This window comes from Marinicauda algicola (assembly GCF_017161425.1).
Lineage (GTDB): Bacteria > Pseudomonadota > Alphaproteobacteria > Caulobacterales > Maricaulaceae > Marinicauda > Marinicauda algicola.
In genome coordinates, this window is the sequence record NZ_CP071057.1 from 696,030 (window position 1) to 720,027 (window position 23,998).

27 protein-coding genes are annotated in these 23,998 nt (G+C 65.5%); 11 read left to right on the forward strand and 16 right to left on the reverse strand.

Features of this window, described 5'->3' with window-relative positions:
* The first annotated feature begins 102 nt into the window (after window positions 1–102).
* The 3 genes from JW792_RS03390 (at window position 103) to JW792_RS03400 (ending at window position 3,529) form a co-directional block, all read left to right on the forward strand.
* A complete protein-coding gene (locus tag JW792_RS03390; RefSeq protein WP_158291490.1) occupies window positions 103–921 on the forward strand; it encodes a DUF2306 domain-containing protein in 819 nt (272 codons plus the stop codon).
* A gap of 204 nt (window positions 922–1,125) precedes the next feature.
* Window positions 1,126–1,752 (forward strand): DUF4386 domain-containing protein, encoded by a 627-nt coding sequence (locus JW792_RS03395; RefSeq protein ID WP_241095049.1) that lies wholly within the window; start codon window positions 1,126–1,128, stop codon window positions 1,750–1,752.
* 103 nt (window positions 1,753–1,855) lie between these two features.
* Complete coding sequence (locus JW792_RS03400; protein ID WP_135994074.1) at window positions 1,856–3,529, forward strand: serine hydrolase; 1,674 nt, start codon at window positions 1,856–1,858, stop codon at window positions 3,527–3,529.
* A 545-nt stretch (window positions 3,530–4,074) separates the two neighbouring features.
* Here the strand turns inward: JW792_RS03400 and parE are convergent.
* The gene (gene parE, locus JW792_RS03405) at window positions 4,075–6,162 is read right to left on the reverse strand and encodes a DNA topoisomerase IV subunit B (protein WP_135994073.1); all 2,088 of its coding nucleotides are present in this window, start codon (window positions 6,160–6,162) and stop codon (window positions 4,075–4,077) included.
* 77 nt (window positions 6,163–6,239) lie between these two features.
* Here parE and JW792_RS03410 point away from each other — a divergent pair, with 77 nt between their 5' ends.
* Window positions 6,240–6,635, forward strand: coding sequence for an ACT domain-containing protein (locus tag JW792_RS03410; protein ID WP_135994072.1), 396 nt, complete (start codon window positions 6,240–6,242; stop codon window positions 6,633–6,635).
* Here the strand turns inward: JW792_RS03410 and JW792_RS03415 are convergent.
* From JW792_RS03415 to JW792_RS03430, 4 genes are all read right to left on the reverse strand, one after another.
* The gene (locus tag JW792_RS03415) at window positions 6,632–7,234 is read right to left on the reverse strand and encodes a transglycosylase SLT domain-containing protein (RefSeq protein WP_135994071.1); all 603 of its coding nucleotides are present in this window, start codon (window positions 7,232–7,234) and stop codon (window positions 6,632–6,634) included. The genes JW792_RS03410 and JW792_RS03415 overlap by 4 nt on opposite strands.
* 163 nt (window positions 7,235–7,397) lie before the next feature.
* Entirely contained in the window at window positions 7,398–10,646 is a 3,249-nt protein-coding gene (locus tag JW792_RS03420; protein ID WP_135994070.1) for an autotransporter outer membrane beta-barrel domain-containing protein, read from the reverse strand.
* Window positions 10,647–10,831: 185 nt separating this feature from the next.
* On the reverse strand, window positions 10,832–12,235 hold the full coding sequence (gene glnA / locus JW792_RS03425) for a type I glutamate--ammonia ligase (protein WP_135994069.1): 1,404 nt from the start codon (window positions 12,233–12,235) through the stop codon (window positions 10,832–10,834).
* Window positions 12,236–12,288: 53 nt separating this feature from the next.
* Window positions 12,289–12,627: a P-II family nitrogen regulator gene (locus tag JW792_RS03430; RefSeq protein ID WP_135994068.1), complete on the reverse strand. Its 339-nt coding sequence runs from the start codon at window positions 12,625–12,627 to the stop codon at window positions 12,289–12,291.
* A 141-nt stretch (window positions 12,628–12,768) separates the two neighbouring features.
* Here JW792_RS03430 and JW792_RS03435 point away from each other — a divergent pair, with 141 nt between their 5' ends.
* The 3 genes from JW792_RS03435 (at window position 12,769) to JW792_RS03445 (ending at window position 17,715) form a co-directional block, all read left to right on the forward strand.
* The gene (locus JW792_RS03435) at window positions 12,769–14,289 is read left to right on the forward strand and encodes an NAD(P)H-hydrate dehydratase (protein WP_135994067.1); all 1,521 of its coding nucleotides are present in this window, start codon (window positions 12,769–12,771) and stop codon (window positions 14,287–14,289) included.
* 92 nt (window positions 14,290–14,381) lie between these two features.
* Window positions 14,382–16,664, forward strand: a complete 2,283-nt coding sequence (locus JW792_RS03440; protein ID WP_135994066.1) for an NADP-dependent malic enzyme — start codon at window positions 14,382–14,384, stop codon at window positions 16,662–16,664.
* A gap of 157 nt (window positions 16,665–16,821) precedes the next feature.
* Window positions 16,822–17,715 (forward strand): IS481 family transposase, encoded by an 894-nt coding sequence (locus JW792_RS03445; protein WP_135997627.1) that lies wholly within the window; start codon window positions 16,822–16,824, stop codon window positions 17,713–17,715.
* Window positions 17,716–17,849: 134 nt separating this feature from the next.
* Here JW792_RS03445 and JW792_RS03450 read toward each other — a convergent pair whose 3' ends face one another.
* The 7 genes from JW792_RS03450 to JW792_RS03480 form a co-directional block, all read right to left on the reverse strand.
* A complete protein-coding gene (locus JW792_RS03450; protein ID WP_192900994.1) occupies window positions 17,850–18,101 on the reverse strand; it encodes a hypothetical protein in 252 nt (83 codons plus the stop codon).
* Entirely contained in the window at window positions 18,092–18,466 is a 375-nt protein-coding gene (locus JW792_RS03455) for a DUF6948 domain-containing protein (protein ID WP_135997298.1), read from the reverse strand. Before JW792_RS03455 ends, JW792_RS03450 begins: the two co-directional genes overlap by 10 nt.
* Window positions 18,467–18,483: 17 nt before the next feature.
* Window positions 18,484–18,882 carry a hypothetical protein gene (locus JW792_RS03460; RefSeq protein ID WP_135997299.1) on the reverse strand — a complete coding sequence of 133 codons (399 nt, stop codon included), beginning with the start codon at window positions 18,880–18,882 and terminating at the stop codon, window positions 18,484–18,486.
* Window positions 18,879–19,169: a hypothetical protein gene (locus tag JW792_RS03465; protein WP_135997300.1), complete on the reverse strand. Its 291-nt coding sequence runs from the start codon at window positions 19,167–19,169 to the stop codon at window positions 18,879–18,881. Before JW792_RS03465 ends, JW792_RS03460 begins: the two co-directional genes overlap by 4 nt.
* Window positions 19,170–19,241: 72 nt before the next feature.
* Window positions 19,242–19,667, reverse strand: coding sequence for a hypothetical protein (locus tag JW792_RS03470; RefSeq protein WP_135997301.1), 426 nt, complete (start codon window positions 19,665–19,667; stop codon window positions 19,242–19,244).
* Entirely contained in the window at window positions 19,667–19,906 is a 240-nt protein-coding gene (locus tag JW792_RS03475) for a hypothetical protein (RefSeq protein ID WP_135997302.1), read from the reverse strand. Before JW792_RS03475 ends, JW792_RS03470 begins: the two co-directional genes overlap by 1 nt.
* Window positions 19,903–20,205: a hypothetical protein gene (locus JW792_RS03480; RefSeq protein WP_135997303.1), complete on the reverse strand. Its 303-nt coding sequence runs from the start codon at window positions 20,203–20,205 to the stop codon at window positions 19,903–19,905. Before JW792_RS03480 ends, JW792_RS03475 begins: the two co-directional genes overlap by 4 nt.
* Window positions 20,206–20,333: 128 nt before the next feature.
* On the opposite strand from JW792_RS03480, the gene JW792_RS03485 reads away from it, so the two are divergent.
* The gene (locus tag JW792_RS03485; protein WP_158291649.1) at window positions 20,334–20,756 is read left to right on the forward strand and encodes an HIRAN domain-containing protein; all 423 of its coding nucleotides are present in this window, start codon (window positions 20,334–20,336) and stop codon (window positions 20,754–20,756) included.
* Between the two features lie 15 nt (window positions 20,757–20,771).
* Here JW792_RS03485 and JW792_RS03490 read toward each other — a convergent pair whose 3' ends face one another.
* The 3 genes from JW792_RS03490 to JW792_RS03500 form a co-directional block, all read right to left on the reverse strand.
* Window positions 20,772–20,990 (reverse strand): hypothetical protein, encoded by a 219-nt coding sequence (locus JW792_RS03490; protein WP_135997305.1) that lies wholly within the window; start codon window positions 20,988–20,990, stop codon window positions 20,772–20,774.
* Window positions 20,987–21,421 (reverse strand): hypothetical protein, encoded by a 435-nt coding sequence (locus JW792_RS03495; RefSeq protein ID WP_135997306.1) that lies wholly within the window; start codon window positions 21,419–21,421, stop codon window positions 20,987–20,989. Before JW792_RS03495 ends, JW792_RS03490 begins: the two co-directional genes overlap by 4 nt.
* Before the next feature lie 76 nt (window positions 21,422–21,497).
* The gene (locus tag JW792_RS03500) at window positions 21,498–22,244 is read right to left on the reverse strand and encodes a helix-turn-helix domain-containing protein (protein ID WP_135997307.1); all 747 of its coding nucleotides are present in this window, start codon (window positions 22,242–22,244) and stop codon (window positions 21,498–21,500) included.
* Here JW792_RS03500 and JW792_RS03505 point away from each other — a divergent pair.
* Window positions 22,237–22,584 carry a hypothetical protein gene (locus tag JW792_RS03505; RefSeq protein ID WP_135997308.1) on the forward strand — a complete coding sequence of 116 codons (348 nt, stop codon included), beginning with the start codon at window positions 22,237–22,239 and terminating at the stop codon, window positions 22,582–22,584. The two genes, JW792_RS03500 and JW792_RS03505, sit on opposite strands and share 8 nt — an antisense overlap.
* A gap of 90 nt (window positions 22,585–22,674) precedes the next feature.
* Here the strand turns inward: JW792_RS03505 and JW792_RS03510 are convergent, their stop codons facing one another.
* Window positions 22,675–22,881: a hypothetical protein gene (locus JW792_RS03510; RefSeq protein WP_135997309.1), complete on the reverse strand. Its 207-nt coding sequence runs from the start codon at window positions 22,879–22,881 to the stop codon at window positions 22,675–22,677.
* 303 nt (window positions 22,882–23,184) lie between these two features.
* Between JW792_RS03510 and JW792_RS03515 the strand changes: the two genes are divergently transcribed.
* Both JW792_RS03515 and JW792_RS03520 read left to right on the forward strand, forming a co-directional pair.
* Window positions 23,185–23,616, forward strand: a complete 432-nt coding sequence (locus JW792_RS03515) for a hypothetical protein (protein WP_135997310.1) — start codon at window positions 23,185–23,187, stop codon at window positions 23,614–23,616.
* Window positions 23,617–23,681: 65 nt separating this feature from the next.
* The gene (locus JW792_RS03520) at window positions 23,682–23,987 is read left to right on the forward strand and encodes a hypothetical protein (RefSeq protein ID WP_135997311.1); all 306 of its coding nucleotides are present in this window, start codon (window positions 23,682–23,684) and stop codon (window positions 23,985–23,987) included.
* The last annotated feature ends 11 nt before the right edge of the window (window positions 23,988–23,998 follow it).

Here is a 23,998-nt window from a genome sequence, read left to right on the forward strand (position 1 = left end):
CGGTCATGTTTTTGATGCCTCCCGTCATGTCCAGGCAGTGCACACCGATGCTCTTATGTGGAGCATGATGTGGCCGCTCGGCCAATGAGGGAAGGCGAGCTTATGACGAATGTCTCAGTTACGCGAGCGGGTTCGAGGGGCAACGATGGCATCGGGGCGCTCAAAGCAGCGACCACAATCTGGTTTGGCGTAATGGTGATCAGCCAGTGGCTGTTTGTCTATTACATAGCGGCATTTTATGCCGAGCCGACCTTGTCCGGCCAGTTTGCGGCTTGGAATGAGCATCCATTCCTCAGTCCGTTTGTTCGAGGAGACATAATCGGAAACTTGGCGTTCGCCACCCATGTGATGTTGGCGATTTTCATTACCTTCGGTGGAACGCTTCAGCTCATCCCGCAATTACGGGCGACTGCTCCGTGGCTGCATCGCTGGAATGGCCGCCTGTTCATTCTGTTCTCGCTCGCGGTCACCCTTGCCGGGTTCTACATGGTCTGGTTGCGCGAACCGGTCACCGACATTAGTGCCGAATTGGCAATCAGTATCAACGGCGCGCTCATCCTATTGTTTGCCGCACTCGCGTGGCGCGAGGGCATCAAACGAAGCATAGTTAGTCACCGCCGCTGGGCGCTTCGCGCGCTACTGGCCGTAAACGGCGTATTTTTTCTGCGCCTCGTTTTTTCTGGCTGGTTGGTTCTAACTCAGCGCGAGCCGGATGTGATGCAGTTCCGGGTCTTCGAATATGCGTCCTACCTCGTACCCCTGCTCGTTTTGCAGCTCTACCTCTATTCCTCTGAGCGGGGAGGTACGGCAATGCGCTACCTTGCGGCAATGGCGCTCTACCTCGTTAGCGCAGCTATGTGCATCGGCGCGTTCGGCTTCTCGATGATCTTTGTCCGTCTGATTGTGTTTGGTCAGAGCTAGCTCGGCATTCAGAATTGGAGCGGGTGCGACCTCGCCTATTTCAAAATAGTGAAGTTTACGCGAGCAATCAGATGATCAATAGTCCATGCATTTGCGGCCACACAGGCGGTATCAAATGAAAAAGGCGTTGAATTCACCGCTTCTTATGGCCAGGTCGGGGGCGTACTATACCTAATCATCATCATAGCAGCATTATTCGCTGAGATGTACGCGCGCTCGACACTCGTCGTTTCTGGCGATGCAGCAAGAACAGCAGTGAATATACTCGAATCCGAACGAATGTTCCGATTTGGTGGCGGTGCTCAATTAATTACAGTCTTGTGTGACATTACACTATCAGTGATTTTATTCGAAATTATGAAGCCCGTAAGCAGGATTATTTCTTTGCTTTCTAGCTCATTCCGATTTGCCGCCATAATTGTCATTGCCGTGACGACGGTTTCGCACTTTGCACCTCTGACTATCCTCGATCAGTCATATCTATACGGATTCACTGACGAGCAGCGGCAGGCGCTGTCGTATCTGTCATTTGCATATCACTCGATTGGGTACAACATCGCCCTGTTACTCTTCGGTGTTCACTGCATCCTCCTTGGATACCTTATCGCGAGGTCGGCGTTCCTCCCGGCGCTGATTGGCCTGCTAATGGTGCTGGCCGGCTTCGGATATGCAGCCAACAGTTTCGCATTTTTTGTTCATCCCGCGCTCGCGACTTGGAGTTTTCCGATCCTGATGCCGCTCGCATTCATAGCTGAGGGAGCGCTGGCGCTCTGGCTCACGATTGTTGGGGTAAACACCAAAAGATGGCTAACGCAGTCTGCCAACAACTAATCGACGAAGACGTTCGCGCCTGGCCCGAAAAGGCGTTTCCCTATACGGCGGAAGAATTTTTGCCACGATGTAATAACGCCTTAGTAGAGCGAGGAGTAAGAGGATGCCAAGTCTGATACCTGCGATCGTCTCGGCCTTGAGCATACTGGCTTGTGTGCCGCCGGGGGCTGGTGATCCTCCGGAGGAAACGACCGCCCACTACGCTGATGAGCTGCTTCGACGCACGTATAGCGCTGACGGCCCTGGCGCAGCCGTTCTGGTCGCCCGGGGCGACACTATCCTATTTCGCGGCGCGCGCGGCGAAGGTGATATTCAATCGCATTCACAGCTGCATCCAAATTCCGTATTCCGAATCGGCTCGGTGACGAAGCAGTTTACTGCAGCCGCAGTGCTGACCTTGGTCGAGGACGGGCGAGTTGGCTTAGATGATCCGCTCTCTCGTTATCTTTCGGACTATCCGAATGGTGATCAGATCACGTTACGGCATCTGCTCAATCACACCGCTGGCGTTCGCAATTTCAATAACCTTCCAGAATATATCGATGGAATAGAACGTGACCTCACCACGTCGGAGATCATTAGTCTCTTCCGGGATGAATCGCTGGTGTTCTTACCTGGAGAGAGTTGGGCTTACAGCAATTCCGGGTACGTTCTGTTAGGTGCAGTTATTGAATCGGTAACTGGGCTTGCGTGGCACGAATACATGGCTCAACGCTTCTTTCGCCCGCTCGGCATGAGCCATACCGGATATGGTCACGACCCGCAATTCGCCGCTCTACAGGTTCGCGGCTATCGCTACGATGAAGACACCGTCGCACCTATGTTGCCGATGAGCATGACCCAACCCCATGCCGCAGGCGCACTTGTTTCAAACGTCGACGACCTGCTGATCTGGACACGTGCATTGCATGAAGGTCGTATCCTGCGAAGCCAATCCTATCAGATGATGGCGGTGCCAGAAGGGGCGGCGGCAGTCGAGGGAGTGCGTTATGGCTTCGGCCTCTACGAAATCTCGATTCGCCAACAGCGCGCCCTGAGGCACGGCGGGCGAATCTTCGGGTTCATTGCGTCTTTGACATACCTGCCAGGCCCCGACATCACAGTCGTCGTTCTCGAGAACGATGATGCGCACAACGGTCCTGAACAGGCTGATGCGCTGACGCGCCGGCTCGTGGCCCATGCGCTCGACGCGCCATACCCGATGCCTGACGCTATACCAACCGAAGTGGCATCACTTGAGGCGGCACAAGGTGTTTACGATTTCGGCGATGGCGTAGTGCGCACGATCCGGCTAGAGGCCGGCCGACTTACCGCACAGCGCAACGTCGGTCCCCGGCTTCAGCTGACACCAATCGCCGCCGATGACTTTCTTTACGAAGACGGTTTCACCCGGCTGCAATTCGACCGCGATACGACGGGGGCGATTGTTGCCGCTCGCTTCTTCGCTAGCGGTGACGGTGAAGGCGTAAGCGGCGTTCGGATTAGCACCGGCGCAACACCGCCGCCGACAGGGTTGGAGCTGCCGAGCGCCGTCATGGAGCGCTTTGTGGGCATATATGCAAACAGTGAGCTTTCGGTCAGCGTGACGCTCGAGGGTGAAACGCTGCTGGCCCAGATCGCCGGCCAACCGAGTTTCAGGCTATTGGCTGCGTCGCCGACGTTGTTCGATGTCGAAGAAGCTGGAGCCTCGGTCGAGTTCGTTCCTGCAAGCGGTCCTGTCTTGGAGATGGTCATTCGCCAAAATGGTCGCGAGACGGTGCTCGCACGAACGCCCTAACGGCCGTTGGATCGGCCCGAACCGAGCCTGCGATAGACGGCCCCTGGCAAGCCACGGGGCGGGGGAGAGGTGGATTTCCACCCGCCCAGCGCGCTTGCCAATGAAAGCGAGGGGCGATCTGGCAAGATTGCTGCCAGCGTGCTCAGTCGTTGAACAACCGCGTCCGCCCTTCCGGGCCGATCAGCATCCGCCACAGTATGCGATCTGGTTGTTCAGTCAGGTGGTCGCACCTAAGTCCAGCGTCGTGGGTCGACTGTCGAAAATCGGGAAAATCGGGGACACTCGGGAAAATCGGGACACACACCAATTTTCTGCGCCATGCCTAAGCGTGAGGCATCCTTGCGCGCACCCCCATCCCATGCAAGTTGACTTCGATCGCCTTCCGGAACCCGGGCCTGCGCGCCAGCGGCTCGTCGATGGCGGGCCGTGCACACAGCACCGGGCCGGCATGCCACTCACGCAAGGTGTCGACCCTGCGGCGTCGCATCGAAAGATAATAAGTGAGAGGGCGAGGGCTTTCTGCCCGGTGGCCTGCGTCCGCCCTCCTAAACGTCCAGCGCCTCCACGAACGGCGCGTGTTCCTGGATGTACTGGAAGCGCAGCTCCGGCTTCTTGCCCATCAGGGTTTCCACGAGCTCGTCGGCGCTGTCCTGATAGCCGTCCTCGACCACGACGCGGGCGAGCGAGCGCGTCTGCGGGTTCATCGTGGTGGCCTTCAGCTGCGCCGGGGTCATCTCGCCCAGGCCCTTGAAGCGGCCGACCTCGACCTTGTTCTTCTTGAACTCGGTCTCGATCAGCCGGTCCTTCTCCGCGTCGTCGGCGGCATAGAGCGTCTTGCCTCCCTGCGTCAGGCGGTAGAGCGGGGGCTGGGCCATGAAGAGGCGCCCCGATTCGATGAGGCCGGGGCAGAACTTGTAGAAGAACGTCGCGAGCAGGGCCGCGATGTGGGCGCCGTCCACGTCGGCGTCGCACATGATGATGACGCGCTCGTAGCGCAGCTCGTCGGTGTTGAACTTCTGGCCCGGGCGGGTGCCGAGCGCGAGCATGAGATCGGAGATCTCCTGGTTGGCCGCGACCTTGTCCATCGTCGCCGAGGCGACGTTCAGGATCTTGCCGCGCAGGGGCAGGATGGCCTGCGTGCGACGGTCGCGCGCCTGCTTCGCCGAGCCGCCGGCCGAATCGCCCTCCACGAGGAAGATCTCCGTGCCCTCCGGATCGCGCGAGGAGCAGTCGGCGAGCTTGCCCGGCAGGCGTAGCTTGCGCGTCGCGGACTGGCGCTTGACCTCCTTCTCCTTGCGGCGCTTCAGGCGCTCGTCGGCGCGCTCGATCGCCCAGTCCAGCAGCTGTGCCGCCTCCTTCGGGCGCGCGGCGAGCCAGTGATCGAAGCGGTCGCGCACCGCGGCCTCGACGAGGCGCTGGGCTTCCGGGGTGGACAGCCGGTCCTTGGTCTGGCCCTGGAATTCGGGGTCCTTCAGGAAGATCGAGATCAGGACGCCCGCCCCGCCCATCACGTCGTCGCCGGTGATCTGGGCGGCCTTCTTCACGTTGGACAGCTCGCCATAGGCTCGCAGGCCCTTGGTCAGCGCGCCGCGCAGGCCCATCTCGTGGGTGCCGCCCTGCGGGGTCGGCACGGTGTTGCAGAAGCTCTGCGAGAAGCCGTCATGCTCGCCGAACCCGTTGGCGGAGAAGGCGACCGACCATTCCACCGCCCCCATGCGCCCGTCGCGCTCGACCCGGCCGGAGAAGGGCTCGGAGGTGACGAGCGCGCTCCTGGCGGCCAGTTCGGCCATCCGGTCGGCGAGGCCGCCGGGGAAGGAGAGCACCTGCTCGGCCGGGATGTCCGTGCCTTCCACGAGCGCGGCGGGGCATTTCCAGCGGATCTCGACGCCCCGGCGCAGGAAGGCCTTGGCCCGGGCCATGGCGAACAGGCGCGCCGGGCGGAAATGGGCACGGGTGCCGAAGATCTCGTGATCGGGCTTGAAGCGGACCGAGGTGCCGCGCCGGTTCGGCGCGCCGCCGACCTGTTCGAGCGCTGTCACGGGAAGCCCGCGCTCGAAGCTCTGGCGCCACAGCGTGCGATCGCGCGCGACCTCGACATCGACACGTTCCGACAGGGCGTTGACCACCGAGATGCCCACCCCGTGCAGGCCGCCGGCGGTCTGATAGGCCTTGTCGGAGAATTTCCCGCCCGAGTGCAGCGTGGTCATGACGACTTCGAGCGCCGACTTGTCCGGGAATTTCGGGTGCGGATCGACCGGGATGCCGCGGCCGTTGTCGGTGACCGTGACGAAACCGTCCTCGTCGAGGCTCACCTCGATCCGGTCGGCATGGCCGGCGACCGCCTCGTCCATGGCGTTGTCGAGCACTTCGGCGAACAGGTGGTGGAAGGCGCGCTCGTCGGTGCCGCCGATATACATGCCCGGGCGCTTGCGCACCGGCTCGAGGCCCTCAAGCACCTCGATCGAGGAGGCGTTGTAGCCTTTCGCCTCGGCGCTGGCCGGAGCAGCGGGGCGCGCCGGCGCACCCGGCGTGGATCGCACGGCCGGGCGCGGCGTTTGCCTCTCGGAGGACGCGGCTGGCGGATTCGGCGCGGATGCGCCGCCGAAAAGATCGTTCTGCGAATCACTGGCCATGACCGCGCTAGAGTGCCCGAGCGGGCGGGGCCTTGAGAACTGCCCGCCGCAGTTGAACCGGACAAAGGTGAGGCGAGATGGCAGATACCGATCTCGATACCCTGCTCGCGCGGATGGAGCCCTGGCTCGATCCCGACCGCTATCTCTTCGTGCGCGCGGCGCCCGGTACGGCGACCGGGCTTCCCGCACTGATGAGGTTTCGCGAGGACGAGGCCGACACGCTGATCGTCACCGAGCGCGTGGCCGCACGCGAGGGGCTCGCGGGAGACTTTCTCTGCCGGCGCATCGTGGCGAAGGCTGGCTCGCCGCCGGATTCGGTCGGCTTCATCGCCCGTCTTTCCGGCGCACTTGCAGACAACGGCATCGCGGTCAATCCGGTCTCCGGATTCAGCTGCGACCATCTCTTCGTCCTCGAGGAGAAGGCGCAGGCGGCGATGGACGTGCTCGGGGAGCTGTCGCGCAGCCCCGCCTAGAGAAACGGAATCCAGCCGCGATTGAGCCGGCGCCGGCAGCGCTCGATCTGGGCATCGTAGGTGCGCGCGTCACGCTCGACCTGATCCGCGGCGCGCAGCAGCCAGTCCTTGCCGCGATAGCTGCCCCGATTATAGCCGCCATGGCCCTCGTGATAGGCAAGGTATAGCGCGCGCGCGTCGCTGCGCGAGATGCCGGACAGGCGGGTGCTCATGTGGGTGTACCAGCCGATGAAATCGACCGCGTCGTCGAAATCGTCGCGGTCCGCGCCGCCGCGGCCGGTTTCCTCCTGGTACCATTCCCAGGTCGCCTCCAGGGCCTGGGCATAGCCGTAGGCGTCGGACGGGCGCGGGCCGGGAATGAAGCCGAGCAGCCGCGTGCGCGCCGGGCGGGCGCGGCCGTTGAAGCTGGATTCGCGCTTGAGAATGGCGAGCTGGATGCCCGGGGACACGCCCCACCGGTCCTCGGTGCGTTTCAGCGCGCGCCACCAGGAGCGGTTATCCTCTAGGATCAGGCAGGCATTCTCCACCTGGTCGGGCGGCTTGTGCCCGCAGGCGGAAAGGCCCAGCGCCAGGACGGCTATGACGAGCAGGGTGCGCATGGCCCGATCTGGCCACGGCTTGGTTGACGTCCGGTGAACGATAAGAGCCGGCGCGCGTGAGGGATTCGCACGGCCGGCTCGACCGATCGCGCCTGGTGTGTGAGGGGCAGGGCGATCAAGCCCTGCCACCCTAGGTCACAACTGCCGTCCGCTCAAGCGGAAATCAGAAAGTCAGGCGGATGATGAGACGCGCGACGTGCCGGATGAAGTCCTCTCGGACATCGGCGTCGTAGGCGAAGGTGAAGGTCGAGTAGTTCGAACCCGCCGAAAGACCCAGGCCGACAAGGGCTCCAGAGCCGGGCATGTCCGCCCCGCGCAGGGTGAACAGCTGCCCGTCCTGGCCGAAGCGAGCGGTCGTCTCGCCGATATCGCCGGCGAGTTCGCTGCGATAGCCCACCCGCAGAGAGGGCGCCCACCACGAGGTGTCGCTGCCGAAGCGGCGTGCGATCGCGAGCGTGGCCGCCGCGGTGAGGGTGGAGGACTCCCGGTCGTCGACGACGAGGGCGAGGCCCTCGTTCGCGGCGAGTTCGGTGCTCTCGCTGTACCCGCTCTCGAACAGGGACAGCCAGGTGAGCGAGGCTTCGGGGCGCACGACCCATTCGCCGAGCGCCAGGTCGCGCCCGAGCTGGGCGGACGCAGTGGCGTGCCAGCCCGACCAGTCGGCCCTGCTGGTCGAGGAGAAGCTGCCCACGATGATATTGCGCTCGGTCTCGAAGCTGTCATAGCCGAGCGCGGCCGCGCCGGAGATGTCCCAGCCGCCGAGATCCATGGCCGCGTAACCGCCGAGCTGACCGGTCAGGGCGATCATCGGCTCGTCGAAGCCCTCGATCTCCTCGATCTCGCTCGCCGCGCCGACGATGTTCACGCCGACCGCGTAGAAGGGCCCCACGGGCCGGTCGATGCCGACCGCCAGGCCGACCCCTTCACCGCGATAGCCCGGGGCCAGGCCGGAACCGTTGCGATCCGCGAAATAGCCGAATTCCTGGGCCCACAGGCCCGCGAGATTATCCGGCGCGAGCCGGGCATTCTGCAGCCGGGCCGCCAGCGCGCCTTGCGCGGCGTCGTTCGAGGCGAGGGCGAACTGGATAGCGCTGGAGGCATACTCGGGAAGCAGCTGGTCGTAGGCGGAGAAGAAATCGCTGCGGGTGCGAAGCGAGGCGATCGCCGCGCCGAGGGCGTCGACCGAGTTGAACGCGGCGAAGGCAGGCTCGTAGGCGCGCGCCTGGTTCGCATTCATCCCGAGTTCGTCGGCCGTCTTGCGCGACAAGGTCAGAACCAGAGATTCGGGATCGTTCGCGCCGCGCGTGAGCGTCGTCCTGTAGAGGAAGGGTGCGTCGGTCGTGCTGAGCGTGGCCGCCTCGTCGGCGAAGAACAGGTCGCCCGCCGAGATGAGGGTGAAGGTCTGACCGTCGCCGATCAGCTCGCTGAGTCCCACCGAGACAGCCGAACCCGTCTCGAAACGGATCTCTCCGGAGGCGTCGAGCAGCGGATGGGTCAGGGAGTTGTTGGTCAGGCTGATATCGAGCGTGGCGCCGTCCCCGAAGCGCGCCGAGGTCAGCGAAAGCGACTGGCCGCCGGTAATCGACAGCCGCGAGTTTTCCGCGTCGATCACGAGCCGGGAGTCGGAGTCATGCAGCGCACCGGTGAAGTCGGTGTTGCGCAGTTCGAAGAGATCCTCTCCGGCGCCGAACTCGATGTCGCCGGTCAGAGTGCCTGCCTCGGAGCGGATGGTGTCGTCACCGCTTCCCAGATAGATGTTGCCGAGGATGGTGGGCGTCGCCTCGTCCTCGGTATCGGCATCGTGCTGGCGGATGGTCAGTCCGGCGGTGTGGGCACGCGCATCGATCGCGACGGTCTCCACTTCGGCGCCCTCGACGAGATTGGGCGCGCGCATCGAGATGACGGCGGTGTTCTCGATCTCGGTCAGAAGGTCGGACTGGACCAGGATGGTGGCGCCCCTTGCTCCATCACCCTCGATCTGGGCGAACAGGATGCCGCTGTTGACGATGCGTTCGAGGTCCGCACCCTGTTCCACGATGAGCACGTAGACCTCGCCCTCGCCGAGCGCATCGTCGGCGAAGCCGTCGTCCTCATGCCCGATCCTGGTGGTGGCACGGATCTCGCCGCTATTGAGGAAGACAGGCGTCACCATGCCCTGCGCGAAACGGATGCCCGTGGCCGTGGCATCGTAGGCGACCACGCCGATATTGCCGGTGTTCTGGAAGCCGCCCTCGACGAGCAGGCGGCGCAGGCCGTCCTCGCTGCCCGAAAGCAGGATGGCGGTGGCGTTCTTCCCGTCGAACACACCTTCGGCCGCGACCTGTCCGTCGATGACTATGCCGTAAGCGAGCTGGCGGTCGGCCGCATCCTCGCGGTCCGGGTCGACGCCCTCGGGCAGGTTGACCAGGCCGATCGTGACGTCGCCGGTGCCGCCGTCGGACGGCTGTATGGCCAGGGCAGGCGCCTGCGAGCGCACGTTGATTTCACCCGCGCGCGCATCCTGGGATGCGCCCCGCACGAAGATGCCATTCGCGACATTGCCCGAGACGCGGACGGCGGAGCCGGAATCCAGATCGTCATCGCCGGCATCGAATACGCGAAAGCGCGTCGCTTCGAGCCGGCCCGGCACGCGGTAGCCCGTCGTGGAGACCGTACCGGTGAAGTGCAGCCCTCCGCCGATGTCGCCGTCGACCGCAACGCCCTCCCCGCCGGGAGAGGTCGCGCCGATCTGGCCGCCGATACGGACATCGCCGGTCGTGTCGCCCCGCAGCGCGACGGCAGTGCTGTTCTCGCCGAGAAGGTTGATGGTGCCCTCGAGAAGGATATCCCCGTCCACGCCGGCGCTTTCCTCGACGAGAAGGCCGAAGGAATCCTGTCCCTCGACGCGAAGGCTCGAGCCCGCTTGTGCGACGAGGTCGCCCACGAAGCTCTGAGTTCCCGTGACGTGGATACCGATCTTGCCGGAATCCTCGGCGAAGGGGCCGTCTGCCTCGGCCAGGTCGGTTTCCCGTTCGCCGTCGCCATCGGCGTCGATCCGGTCGTCATCGCCGCCGTCGCCATCGTCGCCCGGTTCGAAGGAATCGCTGAGGTCGATGCGGCCGCCATGCGTGAATGTGCCCTGGTTGCCGCCCTGGATCTCGACCCCGGTCGAGTTGTCGACATCGGTGGTGATGATTTCCGCGCCGGGCGAGAGCGTGACCGAGTTGTTCGAATCCAGCGTGACGGCGGGTCCGGGCGTCGTCAGGACGACGCGCCCGTCCGCGCCGATGATGATGTTGTCCGCATTGCCCTGACCGTCCGCGTCGGAGGTGGAGATCGGCTCGGTGCGCTCCGCGTTGATTTCCTCGTCGGCCAATGCGGGGGCCGCGGCAAGGACGCTCAGCGAGACGGCGGCGAGAAGGCGGGCGCGCATGGAGCAAACTCCGGAACAATCGACAAAAACCCGCGCGAGCGGGGACAATAGCTTCGAATTTCTAGCCGATGGTTCCCGGCGCGTCGACCACCTATTCACTTGTAGCGGCCGGGCGTTGCCCGAATGCAAGCGGCCGCCCCGGAGAGGGCGGCCGCCGGCTGCGACGCATTCGCCAGACCCTTGGCCTAGCACTTGTAATACATGTCGAATTCGACCGGGTGGGGTGTGATCTCGAAGCGCTCCACCTCCTCCATCTTCAGGGCGATGTAGGCGTCGATCTGGTCGTCGTCCATCACATTGCCCTTCTTCAGGAAGGCGCGGTCGGCATTCAGGCTTTCCAGCGCGCCGCGCAGATTGCGCGCGACGGTGGGGATGTCCTTCAGCTCTTCCGGCGGAAGGTCGTAGAGGTCCTTGTCCATCGGATCGCCGGGATGGATCTGGTTCTCGATGCCGTCGAGACCGGCCATCAGCAGCGCGGTGAAGGTCAGGTAGGGATTGCCGGCCGGGTCGGGGAAGCGGGCCTCCAGGCGCTTGGCCTTCGGCGAGGAGACGTGCGGGATCCGGATCGAGGCCGAGCGGTTGCGCGCCGAATAGGCGAGCAGGACCGGCGCCTCGTAACCCGGCACCAGGCGCTTGTAGGAGTTCGTCGTGGAGTTCGCGAAGGCGTTGATCGCGCGCGCGTGCTTGATGATGCCGCCGATATAGTAGAGGCAGGTGTCCGACAGCCCGGCATACTTGTCGCCGGCGAAGACCGGCTTGTCGCCGTCCCAGATCGACTGGTGCACGTGCATGCCCGACCCGTTGTCGCGATACATGGGCTTGGGCATGAAGGTTGCCGTCTTGCCGTAGGCGGCGGCGACCATGTGGACGGTGTACTTGTAGAGCTGCATGCGGTCGGCCATCTCCACCAGCGTGGCGAAGCGCGTGCCGAGTTCGTGCTGGGCAGGGGCCACCTCATGGTGATGTTTTTCCGGCTCCAGGCCGAGTTCGGACATCACCGCGAGCATCTCGGTGCGCATGTCCTGACCGGAATCGATCGGCGGGACCGGGAAATAGCCGCCCTTCGGCCCGGGCCGGTGGCCCATGTTTCCGCCTTCGATGATGGCGCCTGTATTCCAGGGGCCTTCCTCGGAGTCGATCGCGTAGCCCGTGGTTTCGGGCTGCGTCGTCCAGCGCACGTCGTCGAACACGAAGAACTCCGCCTCGGGGCCGAAATAGGCGCGGTCGCCGACCCCGACGGTGGAGATGAACTTCTCCGCCTTCTTCGCCGTGGTGCGCGGATCGCGGTTGTAGGGCTCGCCGGTGGACGGCTCGAGGATGTCGCAGAACATGAACAGGGTGGTCTGCTGGAAGAACGGGTCGATCCGCGCCGTCTTCGCATCGGGCTTCAGGACCATGTCGGACTCGTTGATCGCCTTCCAGCCGGAGATCGAGGAGCCGTCGAACATCTGGCCGTCCTCGAAGAAGTCCTCGTTGACCATGGAGGCGTCGAAGGTGACGTGCTGCATCTTCCCCTTCGGATCGGTGAAGCGCAGATCCACGTACTGAATCTCTTCGTCCTTGATTTTCTTCAGAATGTCGTCCGACATGGGGTGTCCTCGGATGGTTGGGAAAAGGGATTGGCAGGAAGTCCGGCGGCGCGTCAGATCGCTTCTTCGCCGGTCTCGCCGGTGCGGATGCGGATGGCGGTCTCGACCGGCATGACGAAGATCTTGCCGTCGCCGATGCGCCCGGTCTGGGCGGCGTTCTGGATCGCCTCGATGGCCGCGTCGACACGATTGTCCGCGACCACGAGTTCGATCTTTATCTTGGGCAGGAAGTCGACGACGTACTCGGCGCCGCGATAGAGTTCGGTATGGCCTTTCTGGCGGCCGAAGCCCTTGGCCTCGGTCACCGTCATGCCCTGCAGTCCGATTTCCTGAAGGGCTTCCTTCACGTCGTCCAGCTTGAACGGTTTGATGATCGCTTCGATTTTTTTCATGAGACGCCTCCGCTCGGTTCGAAACGCTATCGTGGGCCCGCGGGTTCACAACAGGACAGGGGCGAACGCAACGCTTTTGGATGCCGCCTGCCCGCGAAACGGGCAGGGATGCATGAAAATCGAGCAGAAGGAAGGGCGGGCATGAGCGACGCGGCCATTCTCACCAATGAGGAGATGAGCAAGGCCGACCGCTTCGCCGCGCAGAACGGCGTGCCGGGCACCCAGCTCATGGAGAACGCCGGGCGCGGCGTGGCCGACGCGATTCGTGCTCGCTGGGCACCGCGCGAGACGGTGGTGCTGTGCGGGCCGGGAAACAATGGCGGGGACGGCTTCGTCGCCGCGCGCCACCTGAAGGCCGCCGGCTGGAAGGTGCGGGTGTTCTGCCTCGGACCCGTCCGCGAGCTGGAGGGCGATGCCGCCTGGGCCGCCGCGCGCTGGGACGGGGAGGTCGGCGCGCTGGAGGACGCGGAAATCCCCGATGGCGGGCTCGTCGTCGACGCCCTGTTCGGGGCCGGCCTGTCGCGTCCGCTGGAGGGCGCGGCGAAGCGGCTGGCGCAGGCCTCGGCCGGGCGCCGGGCGGTGGTGGTCTGCGTCGACGTGCCGAGCGGCCTGTCAGGCGACGCGGCACGCCCGGACGGGCCTGTGTTCGCGGCCGATCTCACCGTGACCTTCCACCGCCACAAGCCGGCCCACCTGCTGCAGCCCGGCGCGAGGATCTGCGGCGAGGTGGTGCTGGTGGACATCGCCATTCCCGACGGCTGGACGCGCGCCGCCGAACCCTGCGCCGAGCTCAACTCGCCCGCGCTCTGGCGCGTGCCCGGGCTCGACATCGATCCCGACGCCCACAAGCACAGGCGCGGGCGGCTGTGCGTGCTGTCCGGCCCGGCCGGGGCGAGCGGGGCGGCGCGCATCGCCGCCGAGGCCGGTCTGAAGGGCGGGGCGGGGTTCGTGACGCTGCTCTGCCCGCCCTCCGCGCTGATGGAGGTCTCCACCGCCAGCCTCGACGTCGTCACCCGCGCGTTCGATCGCGAAGCCGGTTTCGACGCCGTGCTGAAGGACCATCGCGCGGACGCGGCCATCCTGGGTCCCGGCGCCGGGGTGAACGACGCGACGCGCGCGCGCGTGCTGTCCGCCCTGTCGCTGAAGATCCCGCTCGTGCTCGATGCCGACGCGATGACGGCGTTCGAAGCGGATCCCGAAACGCTCCTGGAGGCCCTGCACGAGGATGCCGTCCTCACCCCCCATGCCGGGGAGTTCGACCGCATCTTCCCCGGCCTGCGCGAGGGCTCGCTCAACAAGATCGAGGCCGCCCGCGCGGCCGCCGGACGCAGCGGCGCCATCGTGCTGCTGAAAGGTCCCGACACCGTCATCGCCGGCCCGGACGGCCGCGTGCGCGTCAATGTCCACGCCAGCGCGCGCCTGGCCACGGCCGGCACCGGCGACGCGCTCGCCGGCCTCCTCGGCGCCTTCATGGCCCAGGGGGAGGACGCCTTCGACGCGGCGTGCGCGGCGGCCTTCGTGCATGGCGAGGCCGGCCGGCGCATGGGGCCGGGCGAGACCGCGCGCGACCTCCTGGCCCGCCTGCCCGCGGCGCTTGCGGGCGTGAGGGACCGCCAGGCCCGGGAGGCGGCGCTGCGGCGCCTCGCCGCCCGATCGCGGTGACCAACGGTGCGCGAGGCTTGGCACGCCCCCGTCCGCGCGGCATTTTCCGCCCCGACTGATCCGACAACGCGAATACGAGGCACCCGCCCGCCATGTCCGACGAAACCGGCACCGACAAGCGCAACCTGTCCCAGACCGACGAGGACGCGCTCGCCCTGCACGAGGCGTATCCGGCCGGCAAGATCGCGCTGCTTCCCACCAAGCCGATGGCGACGCAGCGCGATCTCGCGCTCGCCTACTCGCCCGGCGTCGCCGCCCCGGTGCGCGCGATCGCCGAGGACCCCGACGCGGTCTACGACTACACCTCCAAGGGCAACATGGTCGCCGTCGTCTCCAACGGCACGGCGATCCTGGGGCTCGGCAATCTCGGCCCCGCCGCGTCCAAGCCGGTGATGGAAGGCAAGGCGGTCCTGTTCAAGCGCTTCGCCGACATCGACTCCTTCGACGTGGAGGTCACCTATACCGATGTCGACAGGTTCGTCGATTGCGTGGCCGGCTTCGGCGACACGTTCGGCGGGATAAACCTGGAAGACATCAAGAGCCCGGAATGCTTCGAGATCGAGGAGCGCCTGAGGGACGCCCTCGACATCCCGGTCTTCCACGACGACCAGCACGGCACCGCCATCATCGCCGCGGCCGGCCTCATCAACGCGCTGCACCTGACGAACCGCAAGTTCGAGGACATCAGGGTCACGCTCATCGGCGCGGGCGCGGCCGGGCTCTCCGTGCTCGAGCTCATCAAGTCGCTCGGCGTGCAGCACGAGAACGTCACCATCGTCGACCACAAGGGCGTCGTGCATTCCGGCCGCGACGATCTCCACGAGCGCGTGCGGCGCCATGCCCGCGAGACGAAGCTGCGCACGCTGGAGGAGGCCATGGTCGATGCCGACGTCATGCTCGGCCTCGCCGCCGGCGGGATCGTCTCCCAGAAGATGGTCAAGTCGATGGCGCGCGATCCCATCATCTTCGCCATGGCCAACCCCATTCCCGAGATCATGCCGGACAAGGTGAGGGAGGTGCGCTCGGACGCCATCATCGCCACGGGCCGCTCCGATTTCCCCAACCAGGTCAACAACGTGCTGGGGTTCCCCTACATCTTCCGCGGCGCGCTCGACGTGCGCGCGAAGGAGATCAACGAGGCGATGAAGCTCGCCGCCGCGCGCGCGCTCGCCGACCTTGCCCGCCAGGACGTGCCCGACGAGGTCGCCACCGCCAGGAAGAGCGGCCAGCTGCGCTTCGGGCGCGACTACATCATCCCGTCCCCCTTCGATCCGCGCCTCATCTCCTTCGTGCCGCCCTATGTCGCCAAGGCCGCCGAGGAAAGCGGCATGGCCAGGAAACCCATCCCCGACATGGCGACCTACCGGCGCGAGCTCGCCCGGCGCCTCGATCCCACCGCCGCCCTGCAGCAGCGCGTCACCGCCGCCATCCAGGCCGACAAGAAGCGCATCGTGTTCGCCGAGGGCGAGGAGCCGAGCGTCATCCGCGCCGCCTACGCCTTCCAGCAGCAGCAGCTCGGCGAGGCGATCCTGGTCGCGCGCGAGGACGTCGCCCGCGCCAACATGCGCGAGCTCGGCCTGCCCGAGGACGAGCTGGAGATCTGGAACGCGCGCCTGTCGGACCGCAATCCGGAATATGTCGACTTCCTCTACCAGCGCATGCAGCGCTCGGGCTATCTGCGCCGCGACGTGCAGCGCCTCGTCAACAACGACCGCAACGTCTTCTCCGCCTGCATGCTGCGCTTCGGCGATGCGGACGGCATGGTCACCGGCGTGACGCGCCATTTCATGAACACGCTCGCCGACGTGCGCACCGTGCTCGACGAGGCCCCCGGCGCGCGCCTGATGGGCCTGTCCATCGCCGTCGCGCGCGGGCGCACCCTCGTCATCGCCGACACCAACGTCACCGAGTTTCCCGACGCGCCCGCGCTCGCCGACATCGCCCAGGGCGCGGCCAAGGCCGCCCGGAAGCTCGGCCTCACCCCGCGCGTGGCCTTCACCTCGTATTCCACCTTCGGCAACCCGCCCGGCGTGCGCACCGAGAACGTCAAGGCGGCGGTGCGCCTCCTGGACGCGCGCGCGGTCGATTTCGAGTACGAGGGCGAGATGGCCGTCGACATCGCCCTCGACCCCGACCACCACGAGACCTACCCCTTCTCGCGCCTGTCGGACGCCGCCAACGTCCTCGTCATGCCCGCCGTCCACTCCGCCTCCATCGCCACGCGCCTGCTGAAGGCCGCCGGCGGCGCGACGGTGATCGAGGGGCTATTGGTGGGCCTGGAACGCTCGGTCCAGATCGCAAGGCTGGGCGCGAACGTGTCGGACCTGGTGAATTTAGCCGGGATGGCGAGCTTTGATCTGACGCACAGGGAGTAGCGGGTGTGAGATTCGAAAAATCGATTCTCGACTCCTATTACGACTACTACTGTTCTCCTTCTCCGCCGACGCGGGGGCTGTGGTCGCGTCTGTAGATATGTACAATTCAGCGAGACACCTTCTTTAATATCCCCGCTGGGGAAGGAAGGTGGTTTCAATGAACAGCGATCAGCGAGAGATTCAACGCAAACTTCGGGTTTTGCAGCATGCCGACAGAAACGGTGATGTGAGCAAGACATGTCGGTATTTCGGGATCGGGCGTGCGAGCTTTTATCGATGGCGCAAAGCCTATGCAGACAAGGGTGATGCCGGCCTGCTTGTCGCCCGTTCTGTGCCACATAATCATCCCAACAAGATGCCACCTGAGGTCGAAGACAAGATCCTTCATCTTCGACGAACGTATCATCTCGGACCGATCCGGATCGTCTGGTACCTTGAGCGCTATCACGCCATCAAAGTATCCGACGCAGGAGTCTATCGCACCCTCAAGCGTCATGGACTGAACCGCCTGCCTCGGGGGACCCGATTGAGAAAGGTGCACACCCAGCGCTACAACAAGCAGGTGCCGGGCCATCATATCCAGATGGATGTCAAGTTCCTGATCTTCAGAGGAAAACAGGGCCAGAAGGTCAAGCGTTACCAGTACACAGCGATTGACGACGCCACGCGGGTGCGCGCCTTGAAAGTTTACAAGCGCCACACTCAGGCGAGCGCCATCGATTTCGTGGATCACATCGTCGAGAAGTTTCCATTCCGCATCCAACAGATACGCACCGACAATGGTCATGAGTTCCAGGCCAAGTTCCATTGGCATGTCGAGGACAAGGGTATCCGCCACGTTTACATCAAGCCGAGCAGCCCTCAGCTCAACGGCAAAGTGGAGCGCTCACATCGATCAGACCAGCAGGAGTTCTACCAGTTGTTGTCGTACAAAGACGATGTCGATCTGGAAGCCAAGCTCGACGAATGGGAGCGCTTCTATAACTTCGCCAGACCACATGGAGCCTTTGGAGGAAAAACACCTTACGAGGCGCTCCGGGAACGGCTATAATCCTACCGTCAGGTGTCTCGCTGATTGGTCCATATTACACTCTCTTTGAAACTGTCGGCTGCGGGGCACTGAGGTGAGAGACCCCGCTGCCGTGTTGCGCTGCCCCACGGGGAGGAGAGGGCGCGCGAACGGGGTTAGCCGTCGCCGTCGCCGTCGCCGTCGCCGTCGCCGTAGCCGTAGCCGGAGCCGGAGCCGGAGCCGTCGCCGTAGCCGGAGCCGGAGCCGGAGCCGTCGCCGTAGCCGTCGCCGGAGCCGGAGCCGGAGCCGTCGCCGTAGCCGGAGCCGGAGCCGTCGCCGTAGCCGTCGCCGGAGCCGGAGCCGTCGCCGTCGCCGTAGCCGGAGCCGTCCTTAGCGGGGTCATATTCGTCAAAACGGATCACTTCCATTTCCGCGACTCCAGGGAATCCACCGCATCGGCGTGGACCGCGATGATTGCGCAGGCACCGATAACCGTGACCGCATCGGCCTTGTCGGAGAACTTTCCCGCGCTAACGCCATGGCGCGCGCAGTCAATCAGCGTGCCACCTTGGGCGGCCGTCCAGCTCCACATCTGGCGCGCATCGCGCAGATGCACGGTGGAGCCTTCGTAACCTTCGAGGACGCCATACTGCACGCCCGCATCGCGGGAGCGTACGATGACCCTGGCACCGGGCTGGATTGACCCGCTGGCCGGTTGCGCCGGCAACGCGCCGGAAAACAGGCTGGCGAGCTGGCGAGCTTCGCCGATTGTGAGTTTGTCGAGGTTAGACATTGCGTTTCCTTTCGGGGTTATGCCGCTTCCGGCGGCTCGGGCTGTTCATCGCCGGGGTCTTTCTGGTCGATGAATCGCGGGGCGCGCACGTTCGGGCGTACGGTGATCATCCCGTCATCCTCGATCTCTCCCGCGCGTCGGTGCTCCTCGATCTGGCGGGCGGAGACCTGGCCGGAGCGGATGCACTCGGCGAGGGCGGGATCGGCGCTCACGATAGGAGGGCGCGGATCGCCGCAGTCGACAGTGGTAATCACCGCGTCATGGCGGATGGCCTCCATCCGGTGGGCATAGCCATCCTGCCAGACCTCGGTGAGCTTGGCGGTGAGCGTGCTGATGGGAATGCCGCACAGCTCGCGAAGCTCACGGGCGACGGCGTTCACCTTCGCACGGTGAATGGGGTAGACGTTGGCGGTCATTCGGTTTCTCCCTTGAGGAAGGCGAGGAGGGCGCGGGCATCGCCAACGGGGCCGCCCTCGCACTCGTCAAACGAAACGCCAATTTCTTGCGCCAGTCGGCGCGCGCAACACTCCAAAACCTTTGCCATATCCGGTGCTTTGGAGGCATCAAGAACAGCGCGGGTTGTCTCCAACCATGCCCGCCGCACCGGTTGCGATATGTCCGACCACTGGCCCCCCACCGACATCGCGGCGCGGCGGGCAACGGCCTTTTCCATCGGCGTCCAATTCATCTCTTGCGTGCTCATATCAGCCTCCAATCACGGCCAGCAGGCCGACAAGGAACAGGGATATTGCGAGGGCTTCGGAGAGGGCGCGGGTCATTGGGTGGCCTCGCGTGCGGTGGGAACGACCAGCCCGAACCTGTCCGATAGCGATCCGCCCGCGGCGAGGTGATCCTCGACCGCCTTGGCCGCCGTCTCGGGGGTAAAGAGGACATGCTCGCCTTCGATGATGCGGTAAAAGCCGCTCGGGTTGGCCTGAAACTCGCTCCATGTCGGGGTGCAGCCCTCGCAGAACGTGAGGCCGTTCTCGCTGTCGTAGCTGTAGGGCTCGTCGTCAAAGACGGGCTGACCGCAGCCCTCGCAAGCCGAAGCCTCGCCAAGGGCATCTATGATCTCATCCAGGCGGTCGCGCGCACGCTTGAGAGCTTGAGCCTCGGGCGTTTTGCTAAGCGCCTTCTCGGCGGCGATCACCGCTTGCTCGGCCGCGATATAATCGGCCTTGGTGTAGCTTTCGTCAGCCATCACGCCGCCTCCTTCGCGCCGGCCTCGGCGCTGTCGATCGGCTTGAGGCACACCGCATAGCGCGTGCCCCGCCAATTATCCGTGATCGTGAAGCGCCCGGCCTCGTCCGCGTCGGAGGCGTGAAGGCTCTCGGGCAGGTTATCGATCATGACCCGCGCGAGGCGCTGGGCCGGGGTGGGCCGGGGGCCGGGCGCGAAGGGCGCGAGGACTGCGGCCACGATGGGGTGGACGTCCTTCATGCCGCCCTCCGCGCGTCTTCGATCAGCGTTGCGCGCACGGCGAGGCCCTGAGAGGTCCAGCGGTAGTTACGCTCGATGAGCTCGGGGCGCTCAGCGCGCGGCGGGTTGGTGTGGAAGGCCAGGCCGAGCGTGACGAGCTCGGCGACGCCGGCCTGCGCCTGCGCAATCGCGGCCTGCGCGTCCTTCGTGTTCAGGCTCGCCAGCGTGCCGGTGCGGATGCAGATGCCGGACGGCCACTGGCGCAGCAGCGCCTTGGCCTCGGGGCCGAGCGTGTCGGCGATGTCGCGCGGTTGCAGCATGGGTCTCCTCCCGTCAGGTGTGGGAGGAACGATACGTAACGTGTCGGCCAACGTCAATACAAAATGTATCGCGCTGCGGATTATGCTGCGGTTCAGCGCCCGGCAAGGGACAAATGGAGGCGGTGGCGATGATCTGGAATCTGTTCCGATGGCCGAAGGACCAACCGAAGCGCGACCGGCAGGCCGAGCCGAGGGGCAAGCCAAAGGGCGAGCGCACCCTGCTATGCGCCGTATCGGGCGAGAGCTTCAGGAACGAGGACGGGCAGAGCCGTCAGGAGCTAATAGAGCTTCTGCAAATCGGCGAACCGGTCGAGCTTCGCCCGGAGCCGGACAATCCGCGCGATCCCGATGCCATCGCCGTGATGACCGACGTCGGCAAGGTCGGATATGTCCCGTCGAAGGCCGACTGGGTATGGCAGGTGATGGACGAGGGGCGCATCAAGAGCGCCCGCATCGCCAAGATTACGGGTGGGACCGGCAGTAAAGGGCACCGCGGCGTCGTGCTGGAGATCACTCTTGCAGGCCGGACAAGCGGCACGTCCAAGCTTTAGCCCGCGCCCGCCCGATCACCAGCCGGACTTCGCCCTGGCCGGCTTCTGCTCGCCGCGCTGGTGGGCCACGAGCCGGTCGAGGCGCTCGGCGACGAGGCACAGTGCGAGCAGGATCAGCGACAGCAGCATGGCCAGCACGCCGAAGCCGAGATGAATGTCTGTGCCGCCGGCGAGCGCCATGAGCAGGCCGGCCATGAAGCCGGGCACGGCGAGAAAGGCGAGAACGTAGGTCATGGGGTCTCGTCCTCGGCGGCCGGCGCCTCGCTTGCCTCCGACGCATCGGTCGGCTTGGCCACGGCCGGCTTTGCGGCAAAGTCGCAGCCCGCTTCGGCAGCAGCCATGAAGACGGCGTTCTCCCGGCCGCGAAGCTCGCCCAGCTCGTTGGCGTGATCTCCCGTTCCGGCGAGGGCGAACAGGGCGGGCCAGAACAGGAACAGCCCGACGCTCATGGCGATCGTGTCGGTGCTGGCGGCGCTGTCCTGGCGGCGGGCGACGTCGAGCACCGCGGCGCGGATACGAGCCGACTCCACCTCATACTCCTCGCAGGTCCAGCCCCTGTACTCGTTCGCCGAGACATAGGACGGCGCGATCTGGTGTGCGTTCTGCGCGCAACCGGCGACAGCCACCGCCGCTGCACACGCCGCCACGAAACGGACTTTGCTCATGGTTGTTTCTCCCCGTCGGCTTTCCCCCGGCCAGCCTATCCGGGCCCGGCGATCGTGCAAGCACAAAGCGAGCGGGTCAGAAGGTGCTCTCGTACTTGCCGATCATGACGCGGGTGATGCGGATCTCGGCGTCCTCGCCGAGCATAGCCGCGTCGAAGTCGAGCCCGTTCTCGTAGGCCCCGCCGCGCTGGTAGCGCGGGTTGGAGGAGCGGAACTCGAGGCGATAGCCCCCGCCGGGGCGGCGGGCGAGCACCTTCAGCGTCGCCTCCACCAGGCCGCCGCGCCGGCGTTCGGTGACCACGACGCAGGGCCGGTTCTTCATCTCGGCCTCGCGCAGCAGGCCCTCGATCCCGTCGGCGGGCAAGGCGTAGTCGAGCGGCACGGTGTCGACATAGCTGCCCGGCGGGGCGATGAGGTCGATGGAATCGCCCTCCACCTTCAGGGCCGCGCGCACGCGGGCGGGGAAGCGGGGATGGGGGAAGGCAGGAATCCACTCGGCCGGGTCGGTTGCATCGTGCACGGTCTCCACCTCTTGCCATACGCCCGCCGCCACGCGTCCCACGACGGGGATTGAGCCTGCAATTTCGGCGGGTTGCAAGGGTGATTCGGTTGCCGGGTCGCTCTCCCGGCCGGTGAGAAGCCATTGAAGCGAGACACGCAAGGCGCGCGCATACCGCTCCGCCACCGGCAGCCGCACGCCCCGGTCGCCGCGCTCGTGCGCGCGGTAGGTCACGGGATTCCACCCGAAGGCGCTGGCTGCGTCCTCCGCGCTCTCGAACCCGGCCCGCTTTCGGGCGGTCTGCAGTCGCTCGTGAATGTTCATCGCGAGATTTCCGGTACACCGCCGCGCAATACAAAAGGTGTTGCCTAAAGCCGATACGTTACGTATCGTGCGCGGCATGGATAGCTTTGCATCGATCATCACCGTCATCGGTGTCCCCCGTCTTGCCGAGGCGCTGGGCCAGCGCCCGGGCACGGTTCGCAACTGGCGAAACCGCAGCGATGCGATTCCGCCGGCCTTCTGGCTGAAGACCGAAGAGCTCGCGCGCAAGGAGGCGGCCGCCGAGACCGATCCGAAGCGCCGGGCGGATCTGGAACGGATCACGGTCGCGCGCATGGCCGAGATCGCGGCGGCCAAGGCCGCCAGCTCCGAGGCCGCCTGATGGCGCGCGGGCGTGTTTCCGTTCGTCGAGCGCTCGGCTTCGCGCTGGTGCGGCTCGGTTACGCGCTTGCGCGCGGTCCGAGGGCCAACTTCATTGCCTGCGATTCCTGGACCGAACGAGATCGGCGTGGGCCTGCAGGCGCTCGCAGAGATGGGCGACCTGATCTTCGCGCATCCGAACGGCCATCTGACCGGCGTGGGTCTCCATGACGAGCACGACGAAGGGTGCATCGGGATCGACGGCGACGAGCCAGCGATCGAGATCCAGTACGACCTCGGGCGTGATGTTGCGGGGCATGTCGGCTCCTTTCGCGGCGAGCCTGCGACAGCCCGCCGGGCAAGTCGACTCCGGTGCATCGGATTTTCTCCCGCTGCCGTCCGTATGCGACGCCGCGCCGGCGCCCTGGCGCCCTGCCGGAGAAGCCGCCGCCGCGGTGCTGGCTTGTCTCCGGTCCTCCCTCGCATCCGCTCGGTCGGGCGCGCCACGGGGCGCGGCGGGCGGTCGCCCTTGCGGCGCGGCGCCAGAGGGCGCCCCGCCGAGTGCCCTGAATATGCGTATTCGGCGGGCCGGGGTCATCAGAAAAGCAAAGGGGAACGTCCGATGAACATCCGCGAGCATTCCAAGCTGGCGCGCCTGCTGATCGAGGCGTGCGGCGGGCTGGACGAGGCGAGCGCGCACTGCCGGGTCAGGAAGTCGGTGCTGTCGGGATACCAGAACCCGAACGATGCGAGCACCATGCCGGCCGATGTCCTTTACGACCTGGAGACCTATTGCGGCCGGGCGATCTATTCGCGCGCGCTGGCGCAGCGCCACAGCGTGCAGGCCACGGTCTCGGCGCTGATGGCGGTGTCGGATCTGGACATGAGCGCGAGCGAGATCAGCCACGCGCTGGTCGAGGCCATCGATCCGAAGGGGCCGGGCGGGGCCGCGATGACGCCGCGCGAGATCGACGAGCTGCTCGAGCGCCTGCACCGCCACGACGCGGCGCGCATGGCCGCCATCGAGGCGATCCGCAAGAGCCGGGAGGGCTGATCACGGCGACAGCCCGCGCCCCCGGGCAAAGTGTTTTCCCCACGGCCAGCAAAGGAGACCCCACTATGGCCGCCAATGTGAAGCAGCTCCGCGAGGAGACCGATCAGACCCGCATGCCGAGCGAGGAAGTGCTGAAGAACCTCGCCCGGCAGGTGACCTCGGCCAAGGCCGAGATGGACGAGGCGCGCGGCGAGATCGGCGCGATGATCAAGAGCGCGGAGGAGACCCACAACGTCCACCGCAAGGCGTTCAAGCTGTGCCTGCAGCTGGACCGGATGGACGACGACAAGCGCGACGCCTTTCTGGCGCATTTCGACGACTACCGCGAGAAGCTCAAGCTCGATCGCGCGGGCAAGCTGTTCGCGGCCTAGGGCGGGGCGGG